Genomic DNA, 13,749 nt, shown 5'->3' with positions numbered 1-13,749 from the left:
ATGAACCCCAAAGGCAAGAGCATCGGGCGCCAGATCACGCTGTCCATCACGGTCGCGTCGCTGTGTTCAACCGTACTGTCGATCAGTGGCTTCTACCTGTTCTATTACCTGATGGAGGTGTTCTATCCACGCTGGTATGACGAGCCGGAAACCATCATGCCGTCAGGCCTGGAATGGCTGTGGATCGGCCTGACCGCCACTGTGGTGGTGGCACTGGCCACGTTGATCGCCTCGCGCCTGACCCGGCGCATCATCACCCCGCTGAACTCGGTGGCCGAAAGCCTGCGTCGCGTCGCCAGCGGTGATCTTGAGGCGCGTGCGCGCGGCGGCGACACCTCGATGACCGAGGCCGCCACACTGGTCAGCGACTTCAATTCCATGGCCGAGCGGCTCAGCCGGATGTCCGAGAACCGCGTGTTCTGGAATGCAGCGATCGCACACGAACTGCGCACGCCGATGACCATCCTGCGCGGCCGCCTGCAGGGCATCGCCGAAGGCGTGTTCGAGCCCGGGCCGGAGCAGTTCAACAGCATGCTCACCCAGCTGGAGGGCCTGACCCGCATCATCGAAGACCTGCGCGTGGTCAGCCTTGCCGAAAGCGGTCACTTGGATCTGCGCCTGCAGCGCAGCGATGTCAGCGTGCAGGTAGCGGCGGTGGTCGAAGCGATGTCCGAGGCGTTGACCGAAAGTGGTTTCTCGGTGACCTTGGACGCACGGCCGTCGCTTGCCGACTGCGATCCGGCACGCATCCGCCAGGCGGTGCTGGCGCTACTGGAGAATGCGCGGCGCCATGCGATCCCCTGCCCACTGCGGGTCCGTGTCACGCTGGCCGAAGGCCATTGCACCGTGACCGTTGAGGATGGTGGCCCCGGTGTGCCGGACGACCTTCGCGACAGCATTTTCGAAGCCTTCCAGCGCACCGATGTGTCGCGCTCGCGGCAGAGTGGTGGCTCCGGGCTTGGCCTGGCGGTGGTGCGCGCGATTGCCGTGGCCCATCACGGAACGGCGCAGTGCAGGGCGACCGAACGCGGCGGCAGTGCCTTCGAAATCCGCTGGCCGGTGCACGCGCGTCGTTGAGGACGCAGCATTGCGGAGGACGTTGCTCCGGTAGCGGCCCACCTTGGTGGGCACCACGTGCGTGGCTGAACGCCGCCGGTTTCTCCACGCAATCTCCATCGCCCCTCCATGCCCGCTCCAAAGGGCTGCAGATACTGGGCGCGACGTGGGAGATGGCAGGCATCCGTCCCCTGCCCTGTCTCCGACCCACCCAGGCATCCCATGAAACACCCCCATGATCCAGCGGCCGCCGCCGGCAGCATCGGCCAGCAGAATGCGGCCGCCACCCTGAAGGCCATCCTGCGCACCTACCCCTGGCAGCTCACCGGCACGTTCTCGCTGGTCGCACTGGAGAACGCACTGCTGCTGGCCTATCCGCTGTTCGCCGGCTTCGCGGTAGACGCGATCATCAGCGGCAACATCGGCCATGCCATCTCCTACGCCGGCGTGGTGCTGCTGTTCTGGTTGGTCGGTGCCGCCCGCCGCGCGGTCGATACCCGGACGTTCACCCGCATCTATGCCGATCTGGCAGTGAGCGTGGTGCAGGCGCAGCGCCGCCTGGGCCAGGCCACCTCCACTTCGGCGGCCCGCGTCGTTCTGGCCCGCGAGTTCGTCGACTTCTTCGAAAAGCACGTGCCGATCATCGCCACCGCACTGGTATCCATGTTTGGCGCTGCGGTCATGCTGCTCGCAATTGAACCGCTGGTCGGGGGTGCCGCCCTCCTCGCGCTGTTCGGTGCTCTCCTGCTGCTGCCGTCGTTCGCGCGTCGCAACGAGCAGTTGCATGGGCGCCTCAACAACCGCCTGGAACAGGAAATCCGACTGGTGGACCGGGTCAGTCCCTCGGTGCTGCGCCGTCACTACACCACGCTGTCGCGCCTGCGCATCCTGCTCTCCGATCGCGAAGCCGGCGCCGTGCTGGCCGTCGGCGCGACGGCAGCAGCCCTGTTCGCACTGACCATCGGCAGCCTGGACGATGCACCATCGATGGTGGATCAGCTCGCGCGGCTGAAGGACATCGGCCGGCGAGTCAGCCCCGGCATGGACGACGCGGAGCACAACGATGCCGCTTGACCGGTAGATGCCCACCTTGGTGGGCACCGATGGAAGCCAGCGCCAACCAAGGTTGGCGGCTACCGGGATCGATAGATACCCATGCGCCGCTTAGCGCTACAGGAACTCCGCCATGCGCTGCAGGTCGTCGTCCAGCGCGCCACGAAATACCTTGTCGCGGGCCAGCGACCTGCCGGCATAGCCCACGCTCGACACCAACTCACCGTCGCGCATGCTCAGGTTGGCCCAGCCCACCACCTGGTCATGGCACAACACCGGCAGTGCGTAGTAGCCGTACTGGCGTTTCGGTGCAGGCGTGTAGGCCTCGAACTTGTACACCCATCCCCACAGCAGTTCGAAGCGGCGGCGGTCCCACACCACCGGATCGAACGGCGCGAGCAGGCGCACCTGTTCGTCCGGTGAATGGCGGCGCGAACGCGGATTCTCGTCCGCCGGCCAGTACCAGGTGGTGCCCTCCAACGTGCAACTGGCCAGCTGCTGCTTGGCCAACGCCAATGCCTTGCGGGTCTGCTCGGCCAGATGTGGGGCGCCATAGCCCAGCAGGCGCACCAGATAGGTCAGGCTGGCCGAAGGCAGCGGTGCGTACTTGCGCACAACCAGATCGATCAGGGCGGCAGCACGTTCGATCTGCGCCTGTTCGCTGGAATCGGGCTCGGCATGATCGGCCACCGCGTAGATGCGCGTACCGCTCTCGCGCCGCTGCACGCGCAGCAGGCCACGGTAGTGCATGCCATCCAGCAGATGCGTGCTGGCGTTGCTGGTGCCGCCCCAGTAGTTGGTCACCCGCCCATGCGCGAACGCCTGGCCGACCTCGCGCGGGTGCACGCTGCCACGCTCGCGCACAAAGGCCAGCACGTCGGCCGCGCGGCGATGGGTTTCGGCATCCCACTCGCGTTTGGAGACACGCGGGTGCATCAGTGCCAGATGCTCGCGCGGCAGGAAGCCGTAATTCACCAGGCAATCCTCTTCCACCGGCAGACGCGTGTAGCGGCGCTCCAGGTCACCGGCGCGGTAGTCCTTCACCCGGTGGCGCAGGGTCAGGTCCTGTGCGCGTGCCGGTGCCCGGATCGGGTCGGCCTGCACGAAGCCCAGCCGCCGTATCGCGGTCAGCAGCGTGGTCGGCTTGAACAGGGTGCGCGCCACCGCGTAGCGGCGAAGGTCATCGAGAGTAGGCGTGGCAGGCATGGCCGCATTGTAGATCCACGCCATGCGTAGGTGGGGCCGTGGCGAACCGTGCAACGGCATCCACGCATGGCATGGATCTACCGAAGCCGCGATACCTCCAGCGAACCGATCACCAGCGCCCGCATGCCCTGCTTGAACTCGGTGATCACCTGCCCCTCCTCGTCGTCCGCAATCGCGTAGATCGTGTCGGCGCCGGCGATGCAGTAGAACGCGATCGTGGCCAGCAGCCAGCGCGCCTTGTCCACCGGCAGTCCGAACACCTCAGCTACGTGCGCCTGGTGCGAGGCGATCTTTTCCAGCATCGGCGCGGTCGCCACCGTGCGCCGCAGCAGGTAGGGTGGTAGCCCGGGATGCGCCTTCACCACTTCGCACAGCGACTCCACGAACCCCATCAGGTAGGCCTCCAGCCCACCCGGTGCGTCAATCGACGCGCGCGGAATCTGCCAGCGCTGGAACACCGCCTCCGCCACCAGGCGCTTCAACGCCTCCAGGTTGGCCACGCGCTTGTACAGCGCCGCCTGGGTCACCGCCAGTTCGGCGGCCACGTTGGCCATGGTCAGGTTGGGCAGGCCCAGGCGGATGCCGATGTCGGCCAGACGCTCCGGGGTGATGGTTGGCGGGCGGCCACGGGTCGGCGCCGTTGGATCGGGGTGCGTGCTCATGCGGTGCCTGCTCTGACGGTGCGCGTCCATACCCTGCTGAGGGTGCCAGTAAAGGGACCCTCTTGTCCGCTTCAATTGATTTAGTTTAACTTACCCAACTAATTCGGAATGCGTCCAGCACGCTGCCCGTAGTCGAGCCCATGGCTCACTTCCCGCCAGGTCCCCACCCAGCCAACAACCCTGCGCTGCGCCCTACCCCCGTGCTTGCCGTCGGCAGCGCGCCAGGCGCGCTCGCGCCTGCGATTCACAGGACTCTGGCATGACCGTTTACAACTTCACTTCTGCACAGCATCGTGCTGCCGCATTCTCAGGCCTGATGCATCCGCCGGGCATGCCCATGCGCTACCGGATGTCCGCCCTCGCTTTGGGGCTGCTGGCCTCGTTCGCCGCGCTGGCCGACGCCGCGCCGTCCACCCTTCCGTCGGTGCAGGTGCAGGAACAACGCCGGGTCACTGCAGACTATGCGGGCGGGCAAGTGGCTGCCGGCAGCCGCGTCGGCCTGCTCGGCGACAAGGATTTCATGGACACGCCGTTCAGTACGGTCAGCTACACCGAGTCCTTCATCCGTGATCGCCAGGCCAAGGACCTGACCGACGTCATCGCCGCCACCGACCCCACGGTGTTCAGCAACGGCGTCACCGGTTCCTGGAGCGAAAACTACGCGATCCGCGGCTTCGCCTCCAACACCAGCGACACCACGTTCAATGGCCTGAGCGGCATGGCGCCGTACTACCGCACCTCGCCGGAAATGTTCGAACGCATCGAGGTGCTGAAGGGACCGTCTGCGCTGCTCAACGGCATGCCGCCGGGCGGCTCGGTCGGTGGCAGCGTCAACCTGGTGCCCAAGCGTGCGGGTGAGCTGCCATTGCTGCGGGTCAGTGCCAACTTCGCCTCCGACGCGCAGTTCGGCACCCATGTGGATATGGGTCGCCGCCTCGGTGCCGACAAGCAGTTCGGCATCCGCTTCAACTTTGCCTACCGTGATGGTGACGGCGCCGTCGGCAAGCAGCGCAAGAAGGTACAGCTCGGTTCGCTGGCACTGGACTGGCGCGGCGAACGTGCGCGGCTGTCGGCCGATCTGTACAGCGCCGACGATCGCGTGGACGGCCCGGCACGTGGCGTCGGCCTGGCACCGGGCGTGGCCATTCCGCGGCCGCCGCGTGGCGATACGCTGATCAACCCGGACTGGGCCTACGTGGACAGCCAGGACAAGGGCGCAATGCTGCGCGGCGAACTGGATATCAACGATAGCCTGATGGCCTATCTGGCCTACGGCACCAGCAAGACCGACTACCGCTACAACGGTTCGATCAGCGCGCAGATCCTCAATCCGGCTGGCGACTTCACCACGGTGATCGGCCAGCTCGCCTTCGACATCAAGAAGCAGTCCGGAGATGCCGGCCTGCGCGGTTCCTTCCACACCGGCAGCGTCGGCCACCAGTGGGCCGCCAACGTGACCCACTACCAGCACACCCAGAACGACTACGGCCGGCGCAGCGTACCCGGCTGGGACTGGACCACCAATCTGTACAACCCGGTGTGGGGCCCGGCCGCGCCGTTCGTGGCACCGCACATCTCGCATACCGAGCTGAAGCTGGACAGCATCGGCTTCGCCGACACCCTCGCCTTCGCCAATGACCGCGTGCAGTTGACGCTGGGTGTGCGTCGCCAACAGGTGGTCAGCGAGACCTTCAGCGTCGCTACCGGTGCGCGCACCTCGCGCTACGACAAGAGCGCGACCACCCCTGCGGCTGCATTGCTGGTGAAGGCCACCGACACGGTCTCCCTCTACACCAACTACATTGAAGGCCTCAGCCAGGGCGCCACCGCGCCGATGACCGCCGCCAACGCCGGCGATGTGTTCGCACCGTTCCGCACCAGGCAGAAGGAGCTGGGCCTGAAGCTGGACCTGGGCCGCTTCGCACACACCTTCAGCGTGTACGAGATCAAGCGACCGAACAGCTACACCGATCCGGTCACGAATATCTTCTCGTTTAGCGGCGAGCAACGTAATCGCGGCGTGGAATGGGGCTTCTTCGGCGCCCCGCTGGACGGCGTGCGCCTGCTCGGTGGCGTGGCCTATGTGCAGCCGAAGCTGACCCGCACGGCCGGCGGCGTGAATGAAGGACGCATAGCCACCGCCGTGGCGCAGCGGCAGGCCAAGCTGGGCGTGGAATGGGATGTGCCGACCTTGCAGGGCCTCACTTTGACCGGCAATGCCACGGCGATGTCGAAGCAGTACATCAGTGCGGACAATAGCCTGTCGGTGCCGGGGCGTACGTTGTTCGACGTGGGGGCGCGCTACAGCACCACCGTGGCGGGTCGATCGCTTGCGCTGCGGGCCAGCGTGAACAACGTGACCAACAAGTCGTATTGGGGCATGCCGTTGTTGTCGAGCCTGGCGCTGGGTGCACCGAGGACGGTGCTGCTGTCGGCAACGATGGATTTCTAAGCTGGCGTGGAACCCCTGTAGAGCCGAGCCATGCTCGGCTCCGTTTCGTCCGCTGAGCCGAGCATAGGCTCGGCTCTACAGGTCGTCAGGCAATCCGCGAACGGCATCCACGCATGGCGTGGATCTATGTGTCATTCCGGATGCAGGCGATAGATGGCGTGGCTGGTCAACGCCAATGCCGCCAGCTTCAGCCCTTCCATTACGCGATCACCCACGTACTGTTCCGGGCCGCCATTCTGGCGGGCGCGTTCGGCCGCCAGCAGGATCTCCTGCACCACACGCAGCCCGGCCAGCGCACCGTCGGCGTCGGCCAACGCCAGGCACCGGCCCGGCAGCTGGTGGCGCTCGGGCCAAGGCTGGCCGTCAGAAGCCGCGCCCAGCCCGATGCTGTGCAGCAGGGCCGTCAGGTTGTTGGGATCGGGCGGGATGTCGTGCCCCTCATCGGCATTGGCCGGGGCGCGCTGATGGGGGAACTCCGATGCGTTCATGGCAGGTCTCTGTGCAAGGCATGCGGGACCACCGCCCTTAACAAAGGCGGCGGACGGTACGTGTGTGGAAACCGGTAGCTAAGCGTCATTACCCGGTGGGTTCGCTTGCGCGCACCCCACGTACCGCCCGCCATAGAACGCGAACGGAATGCCAGCCGGCGCCGCACAAGGCGACGCCGGCTGGCAAGCGTAAACAACGCATAGCTAAACGGGTTTCCACACCCGGCCACCCTTTTTCGGTGGCAATCCATCATGGGCACAGCGGGGTGGCAGGCGCCAACAACCCAAGTGCAAAGACAGCAACGTTCACGCAGTGGCAGCATTGTCGCATATCGACAATCGCGCCGAAAATTCAATAACTTGCAGCATGCCGATGGCGGCATGCTTCACCCGCATCGGCACCGCGCATTCCTTGACCGCATCCGGCATTCAGGACATGCCACATGCCAGTTCCGACATTACGCAAGCAGATGGGCAACCAACGCCAGCACCGCCAGATGCCCAGCGTAGTACCCATAGAACGCCCAACGCCAGCGCGGCAGTTGCCTCGGCACCCGCGTCGCCAGCACGACCATAGGAACAGCCAGCAGTGCCCAGCCGTTGTGGTTGGCCCAGCACACCGCCGCAAGCGCGACCAGCAGCGGCCACCACGCCCGATGCCGGAACGCGATCCAGGCCAGCAGCACGGCGCCAACGCCGGCCCACTGGTAGTCCACGAACATCGGCAGCACACCGGCAGCCAGCAACAGCAGCACCGGCCGATTGTTCGCAAGCGCATGCACGGCCACCGCCGCCAAAGTGAAGGTGAGCAGGATGTTGAGCGGCAGCCAGGAACCGAACGCGAAGGCGTGCAAGGGCTGCGCGATCAGCCCCCATAGCGCGAGCCGGCGGATCGATTTGCGCAGGTCGGCGCCCGGCTGGGCCAGGTTGCAGGCCATCACCAGCGCGAACAGCGGGAAGGCGATACGCCCCAGTTCGCTGACCACCGGCACGTAGCCCCCGAGCACCACCTTGGCTACGTGGTCGCCGGTCATGGCCAGCAGCGCGATCCACTTCAACAGCTCGCGCGCGCCGCTGCCGAGGCTGAGGTCGAACGTGGACGTCCCGGTCGTGGTCGCTTGCATCGCGGAAGCTTATGCGCATCGGCCAGCGCATTTCCAGCGCCGCGCAGGAGCCCGCCACTGCAAGCCGTAGATGGCGGCGCTATGCTGGCCGCCCCTGCTTGTGAGACACCTGCCATGCGCACCCTGTACCCGGCCATCGAGCCCTACCGCGAATTCACCCTGCCGGTGAGCGATCTGCACACGCTGCATATCGAAGAGTGCGGCACGCCGGAGGGCATTCCGGTGGTGTACCTGCACGGTGGCCCGGGCGCCGGGATCTCGCCGACCCATCGCCGCTTCTTCGACCCGGCGCGCTACCGCATCGTGCTGATCGACCAGCGTGGCAGCGGCCGCTCCACGCCGTTTGGCGAACTGCGCCACAACACCACGCAGGACCTGGTGGCCGACATCGAGAAGGTGCGCGACCACCTCGGCATCGAGCGTTGGTTGGTCTACGGCGGCTCCTGGGGTTCGACGCTGTCGCTGGCCTATGCACAGGCACATCCCGAGCGCGCCACGGGCCTGATCGTGCGTGGTGTGTTCCTCGGTCGTGAGATCGAGAACCGCTGGTTCGCCGAGGCCGATGGCGGTGCGCGCTGGATCTTCCCGGAGCGCTGGGACCGCTATGAGGCCTACATTCCAGATGCCGAGCGCGGCGACATGATCGCGGCCTACTGGAGCCGCATGGACGGCCCGGATGAAGCGACCCGCATCGAAGCCGCGCAGGCCTGGCTGGGCTGGGAAGACAACGCCGCCACCCTGCAGCACGACGTGGATGCGCAATCCACCGACGACCCGCTGGACACATTGGCAAAGGCCCGCATTGAAGCGCACTACTTCCGCAACGGCATCTTCCTGGAGCCCGACCAGCTGCTGCGCAACATCGATCGCATCCGCCACCTGCCCTGCGTGATCGTACAGGGGCGCTACGACATCATCTGCCCGCCGCGCAGCGCCTGGGATCTGGCCAAGGCGTGGCCGGAAGCCCGGCTGGAGATGGTGACCTCCGGCCACAGCGCGAACGAGCCGGCCACGGTGGATGCGCTGGTGCGGGCGACGGATGCCTTTGCCGACCGTTTCTGAGCAGATGGTAGTGCCGGCCGCTGGTCGGCATCCCACCGTTCGAGGGTTGCGTCGACTCCGCGCGATCGCTGCTGCGCGGCCCGGTGAATGGCGGCCCACCGGCAACGGTCCACGGCCCCATTCTTCGCAGCCCGCTTACAGCCCCGCGCAGAAGATCCGGCGGTGACCACCGCACCGGTGGTTCGCCCTTTCCTCAGGAGCACACCATGACCGGTTATCGCTGCCTTCCCATCGCTCTCTCGCTATGTGGGGGCCTGCTGCTGGGCGCCTGTTCCAATCCCCAGGAGGCCAGCAAGGACACCGCCGCCGAGGACGTGACAGAAGTAAGGCTCATCCCTGCCTACGAATCGCTGGACAAGGACAAGGACGGCATCGTCACGCTGGCCGAGGTGGATGCCGTGGCACCGGACTGGGCCGAACGATTGCACGCCTGCGACACCGACCGCAACAAGACGCTGAGCCGCGGCGAGTACGACGTGTGCAAGCAGACCAGCGCTTCGCATTGATCCATCATTGAGCCCTCGACTGGCGCTGCGCATGCCGGCTATACCAAGGTATAGCCGGGCTAACCCACGGGCCTCTAGGCCTGCCCCATTCAGGGGCGGACAATAGCGCCACTGGCCAGGGCAACCCTGGCTGGCACCCTCCCCTCATGGAGACGCAGATGGACCCCGACCCTGCTGGGCGCACCGCGCCCCGGATGACCGCTTGTTGCCTGTTCCTGGCGCCTGCCCGCCGGTCCCTGCCTGCCTGAGTGACGGGGGACCGCCAGGCGCCGCCTGCCTGGAGATCGCCCCATGTCCTACAAGATCCTCTACATCACCCTGCGCCGCCTGATTGGCGAGCGCGATGTTGCCGCCCTGCGCAGCCAGCTGCTGCAGCACGGCCCGGTCATGTTCGCCCGTTCGCTGTCACTCGGTTCGTCACGCGTGGTGGCCGACGCGCTGTCGCTGCTGCCGATCAGCGAGCGCATCACCGTGCTGCGCCACCTGCCCTATCCCCTGCGCGATGCAATGAAGCCGCTGTGCATCGGCGGCAGCCAGCGCCTGCACATGCAGCCGTGGTCGCCGGCAGTGCTGGCGATGCGCCACGCCTGATCTGCCGCACCCATTCCGTTCGTGTTCCGGCTGCGGCCGGCTCTGACAACCGAGGAGCGTTCCATGAGCCTGCTCAACGCCTGGTTCAACGCCTTCCTGCGCAGCCGTCGCGCAGGCAACCTGTTCCGCCGTCGTGCGATGCCCGAGGCCGGATTCGGTCCGGGCAGCGCCGAAGCGGCGCCGTTCGCGCTCACCACCGGCCTGGTCACCCTCGCCCAGCAGGACGAAGCCGAGCTGCTGGCCACACTGGAGTCGCATGCCGATGGCCTCAGCCCGCATGAAGCCGAGGAGCGGCTGGCCACGTTCGGCCCCAACGAGGTGGATCACGAGAAGCCGCTGCCGTGGTGGCGCCACCTGTGGCAGTGCTACCGCAATCCGTTCAACCTGCTGCTGACCGTGCTGGCGGCGGTGTCCTGGCTGACCGAGGACGTCAAGGCCACCGTGGTGATCGGGGCAATGGTGCTGCTGTCCACGCTGATCCGCTTCGTGCAGGAGGGCCGCTCGAACCGTGCAGCCGAGCGGCTGAAGGCATTGGTCGGCAATACCGCACGCGTGCTGCGCCGCAATCCCGGTACCGAGGCCGCCGATGTGGCCGACCAGTACTTCGGTGCGCACCTGCACAGCCGGCGCCCGGCGCGCCTGCTGGACCTGCCGATCCGCGAGCTGGTGCCCGGCGACCACATCGTGCTGTCGGCCGGCGACATGATTCCGGCCGACTGCCGCGTGCTGACTGCCAAGGACCTGTTCGTGGCACAGGCCGCGATGACCGGCGAGTCGCTGCCGGTGGAGAAGTTCGCGCACCCGGGCGACGGCCTGGCTGGCCTGCTGGAACAGCACAACCTGCTGTTCATGGGCACCAATGTGGTGTCCGGCACTGCCACCGCCGTTGTGCTGGCCACCGGCAACCGCACCTACTTCGGCACGCTGGCCCAGCGCAGCACCGCCACTGACCGCGCGCCGACCGCATTCCAGGCCGGCGTCAACAGTGTCAGCTGGCTGCTGATCCGCTTCGCGCTGGTGATGGTGCCGTTCGTGCTGCTGATCAACGGCTGGACCAAGGGCGACTGGACCGAGGCGTTCCTGTTCGCACTGTCGGTGGCAGTGGGCCTGACGCCGGAAATGCTGCCGATGATCGTCACCTCCACCCTGGCCAAGGGTGCGGTGCTGCTGTCGCGGCGCAAGGTGATCGTCAAGCGCCTGGATGCGATCCAGAACTTCGGCGCGATGGAAGTGCTGTGCACCGACAAGACCGGCACCCTCACCCAGGACAGGATCGCGCTGGAGCGTCACACCGATGTGTTCGGTCACGATTCGGAAGACGTGCTGAAGTTCGCCTATCTCAACAGCCACTTCCAGACTGGCCTGATCAATCTGCTGGACCGTGCGGTACTGGAACACGTGGAGCTGCAAAGTTCGCTGCGGCTGTCGCAGGACTACCACAAGTTGGACGAGATTCCCTTCGATTTCCAGCGCCGCCGCATGTCGGTGGTGGTGTCCGAGCGCGAGGACCACCACGAGCTGATCTGCAAGGGTGCTGTCGAGGAGATGCTGGCGGTATGCAGCACGGTGCGCGAGAACGGCCAGGACATGCCGCTGGATGAACATCGCCTGGCCCGCGTGCGGCAGACCACCGAAGAGCTGAACGAACAGGGCCTGCGCGTGGTGGCGGTGGCGATGAAGGAGACCGCCGCGAGCCAGACCACCTATTCGCAGGCCGACGAATGTGGCCTGACCCTGGTCGGCTACGTCGCCTTCCTGGACCCGCCGAAGGAATCGGCAGCGCAGGCGCTGCAGGCATTGGCCGCACACGGTGTCGAGGTCAAGGTCTTCACTGGCGACAACGAACTGGTGACCGCCCGCGTCTGCGCACAGGTGGGGCTGGACGCCGACACCATCCTGACCGGCCCGCAGATCGAGCGCATGGATGATGGCGCATTGTCACGGGCACTGCACCACCACCGCGTGTTCGCGCGGCTGACGCCGCTGCATAAGGAACGGCTGGTACGCGAGCTGCGCGCCCAAGGCAAGGTGGTCGGTTTCCTCGGTGACGGCATCAACGATGCCCCGGCACTGCGTGCGGCCGATATCGGCATCAGCGTGGACAGTGCAGTGGACATCGCCAAGGAGGCGGCTGACATCATCCTGCTGGAAAAGAACCTGATGGTGCTGGAGGAAGGTGTCATCCAGGGCCGGCGCACGTTCAACAACATGCTGAAGTACATCCGCATGACCGCCAGCTCCAACTTCGGCAACGTGTTCTCGGTGCTGGTAGCCTCGGCCTTCCTGCCGTTCCTGCCGATGCTGCCGCTGCAGCTGCTGGTGCAGAACCTGCTGTACGACATCTCGCAGATCGCCATTCCGTTCGACAACGTGGACGAGGAACTGGTGCGCAAGCCGCTGAAGTGGAACCCGGCGGACATCGGCCGCTTCATGGTGTTCTTCGGGCCGATCAGCTCGATCTTCGACCTGACCTGCTTCGCGCTGATGTGGTACGTGTTCGATGCGCTCACCGCCGGCGACCAGAGCCTGTTCCAGTCCGGCTGGTTCGTGGTCGGCCTGCTGACCCAGACCCTGATCGTTCACATGATCCGCACGCCGAAGGTGCCGTTCCTGCAGAGCATCGCCGCGCCGCCACTGCTGCTGATGACCGGCCTGATCATGGCCATTGGCGTGGCCCTGCCGATGAGCCCGCTGGCCGGCTACTTCAAGCTGCAGGCGCTGCCGACCGGCTACTGGCCGTTCCTGGTGGCGATCCTGTTCGGCTATGCGGTGCTGACCACCGCGCTGAAGAAGTTCTACATCCGCCGGTACGGCTGGCAGTAAACGACCGCCGCTTGTCCAGGGAGAAACACAATGGACATCAATCCCAACCTGCCGGCCTTCAACGCCGGCGCGACCTTGAGCTCGCTGATCAGCCTGTCGGTGGCGTTCGTGCTGGGCACGGTCATCGGCCTGGAGCGGCAGCTACGCCAGCGCACCGCAGGCCTGCGCACCAACACGCTGGTGGCGGTGGGCGCGGCAGTGTTCGTCGATCTGGCGGTGCGCTTCCATGACCTGTACGGTGGTTCACCCTCGCCGCTGCATGTGGTGGCCTATGTGATCTCCGGCGTCGGCTTCCTCGGCGCCGGTGCGATCATGAAGGACGGCGCCCAGGTGTCTGGCCTGAACACCGCCGCCACCCTGTGGGGCTCGGCGGCGGTGGGTGCGTGTGCCGGCATCAAGCTGCTGCCCGAAGCGGTGCTGGCGGCAGTGTTCGTGCTGGCCGCCAACACCCTGCTGCGGCCGGTGGTGAACCGCATCCAGCGGCAGCCGCTGCCGGAAGCGTTCAGCGAGGCGACCTATGCGATCAACGTGGTCTGCCAGCGCGAGCAGCAGGCCGAGGTACTGGACCGGCTGTTGCTGCTGCTTGAGCAGGCGCAGTACCCGGTGCGCGCGGTGGACCAGCGCCCGTTCGGCGAGCGCGACGTGGAGATCGAGGCCGTTCTATATGCCACCACCGTGGATGCCGGTGAGCTCGATGCCGTGCTGGCAACGCTGGCGACCACGCCC

At 66.3% G+C, this 13,749-nt stretch carries 12 protein-coding genes; 8 read left to right on the top strand and 4 right to left on the bottom strand.

The genetic code is table 11. The annotated features are described in order from the left end of the window. Positions 1-1,077, top strand: a complete 1,077-nt coding sequence (locus N5C25_RS07085; RefSeq protein ID WP_279936682.1) for an ATP-binding protein — start codon at positions 1-3, stop codon at positions 1,075-1,077. 201 nt (positions 1,078-1,278) lie between these two features. Then, positions 1,279-2,130, top strand: a complete 852-nt coding sequence (locus tag N5C25_RS07080; protein WP_279936681.1) for an ABC transporter six-transmembrane domain-containing protein — start codon at positions 1,279-1,281, stop codon at positions 2,128-2,130. 96 nt (positions 2,131-2,226) lie between these two features. On the opposite strand, the gene N5C25_RS07075 is transcribed toward N5C25_RS07080, so the two are convergent. Together N5C25_RS07075 and N5C25_RS07070 are read right to left on the bottom strand one after the other, a co-directional pair. Further along, positions 2,227-3,339, bottom strand: a complete 1,113-nt coding sequence (locus N5C25_RS07075; protein WP_279936680.1) for a crosslink repair DNA glycosylase YcaQ family protein — start codon at positions 3,337-3,339, stop codon at positions 2,227-2,229. A gap of 53 nt (positions 3,340-3,392) precedes the next feature. Next, complete coding sequence (locus N5C25_RS07070) at positions 3,393-3,977, bottom strand: TetR/AcrR family transcriptional regulator (protein ID WP_058982841.1); 585 nt, start codon at positions 3,975-3,977, stop codon at positions 3,393-3,395. A 259-nt stretch (positions 3,978-4,236) separates the two neighbouring features. Here N5C25_RS07070 and N5C25_RS07065 point away from each other — a divergent pair, with 259 nt between their 5' ends. After that, positions 4,237-6,429 (top strand): TonB-dependent siderophore receptor, encoded by a 2,193-nt coding sequence (locus N5C25_RS07065; RefSeq protein WP_279936679.1) that lies wholly within the window; start codon positions 4,237-4,239, stop codon positions 6,427-6,429. A 131-nt stretch (positions 6,430-6,560) separates the two neighbouring features. On the opposite strand, the gene N5C25_RS07060 is transcribed toward N5C25_RS07065, so the two are convergent. Both N5C25_RS07060 and N5C25_RS07055 read right to left on the bottom strand, forming a co-directional pair. Beyond that, on the bottom strand, positions 6,561-6,917 hold the full coding sequence (locus N5C25_RS07060; RefSeq protein ID WP_111098504.1) for a hypothetical protein: 357 nt from the start codon (positions 6,915-6,917) through the stop codon (positions 6,561-6,563). A gap of 458 nt (positions 6,918-7,375) precedes the next feature. Then, positions 7,376-8,041 (bottom strand): TraX family protein, encoded by a 666-nt coding sequence (locus N5C25_RS07055; protein ID WP_279936678.1) that lies wholly within the window; start codon positions 8,039-8,041, stop codon positions 7,376-7,378. Between the two features lie 114 nt (positions 8,042-8,155). Here N5C25_RS07055 and pip point away from each other — a divergent pair, with 114 nt between their 5' ends. From pip to N5C25_RS07030, 5 genes are all read left to right on the top strand, one after another. Then, positions 8,156-9,103 carry a prolyl aminopeptidase gene (gene pip, locus N5C25_RS07050; protein ID WP_279936677.1) on the top strand — a complete coding sequence of 316 codons (948 nt, stop codon included), beginning with the start codon at positions 8,156-8,158 and terminating at the stop codon, positions 9,101-9,103. Positions 9,104-9,309: 206 nt separating this feature from the next. Continuing rightward, positions 9,310-9,609: a hypothetical protein gene (locus N5C25_RS07045; RefSeq protein WP_279936676.1), complete on the top strand. Its 300-nt coding sequence runs from the start codon at positions 9,310-9,312 to the stop codon at positions 9,607-9,609. 291 nt (positions 9,610-9,900) lie between these two features. After that, positions 9,901-10,200, top strand: coding sequence for a hypothetical protein (locus N5C25_RS07040; RefSeq protein ID WP_279936675.1), 300 nt, complete (start codon positions 9,901-9,903; stop codon positions 10,198-10,200). A 63-nt stretch (positions 10,201-10,263) separates the two neighbouring features. Then, on the top strand, positions 10,264-13,023 hold the full coding sequence (gene mgtA / locus N5C25_RS07035) for a magnesium-translocating P-type ATPase (RefSeq protein WP_279936674.1): 2,760 nt from the start codon (positions 10,264-10,266) through the stop codon (positions 13,021-13,023). A 30-nt stretch (positions 13,024-13,053) separates the two neighbouring features. After that, positions 13,054-13,749: MgtC/SapB family protein (locus N5C25_RS07030; protein ID WP_279936673.1), on the top strand; the 696-nt coding region annotated here is incomplete at its 3' end.

The organism is Stenotrophomonas sp. GD03958 (assembly GCF_029839005.1).
Classification (GTDB): Bacteria; Pseudomonadota; Gammaproteobacteria; order Xanthomonadales; family Xanthomonadaceae; genus Stenotrophomonas; species Stenotrophomonas hibiscicola.
Note: the sequence above shows the minus strand (reverse complement) of the source record. Positions and strands in the feature narration are given on the sequence as shown.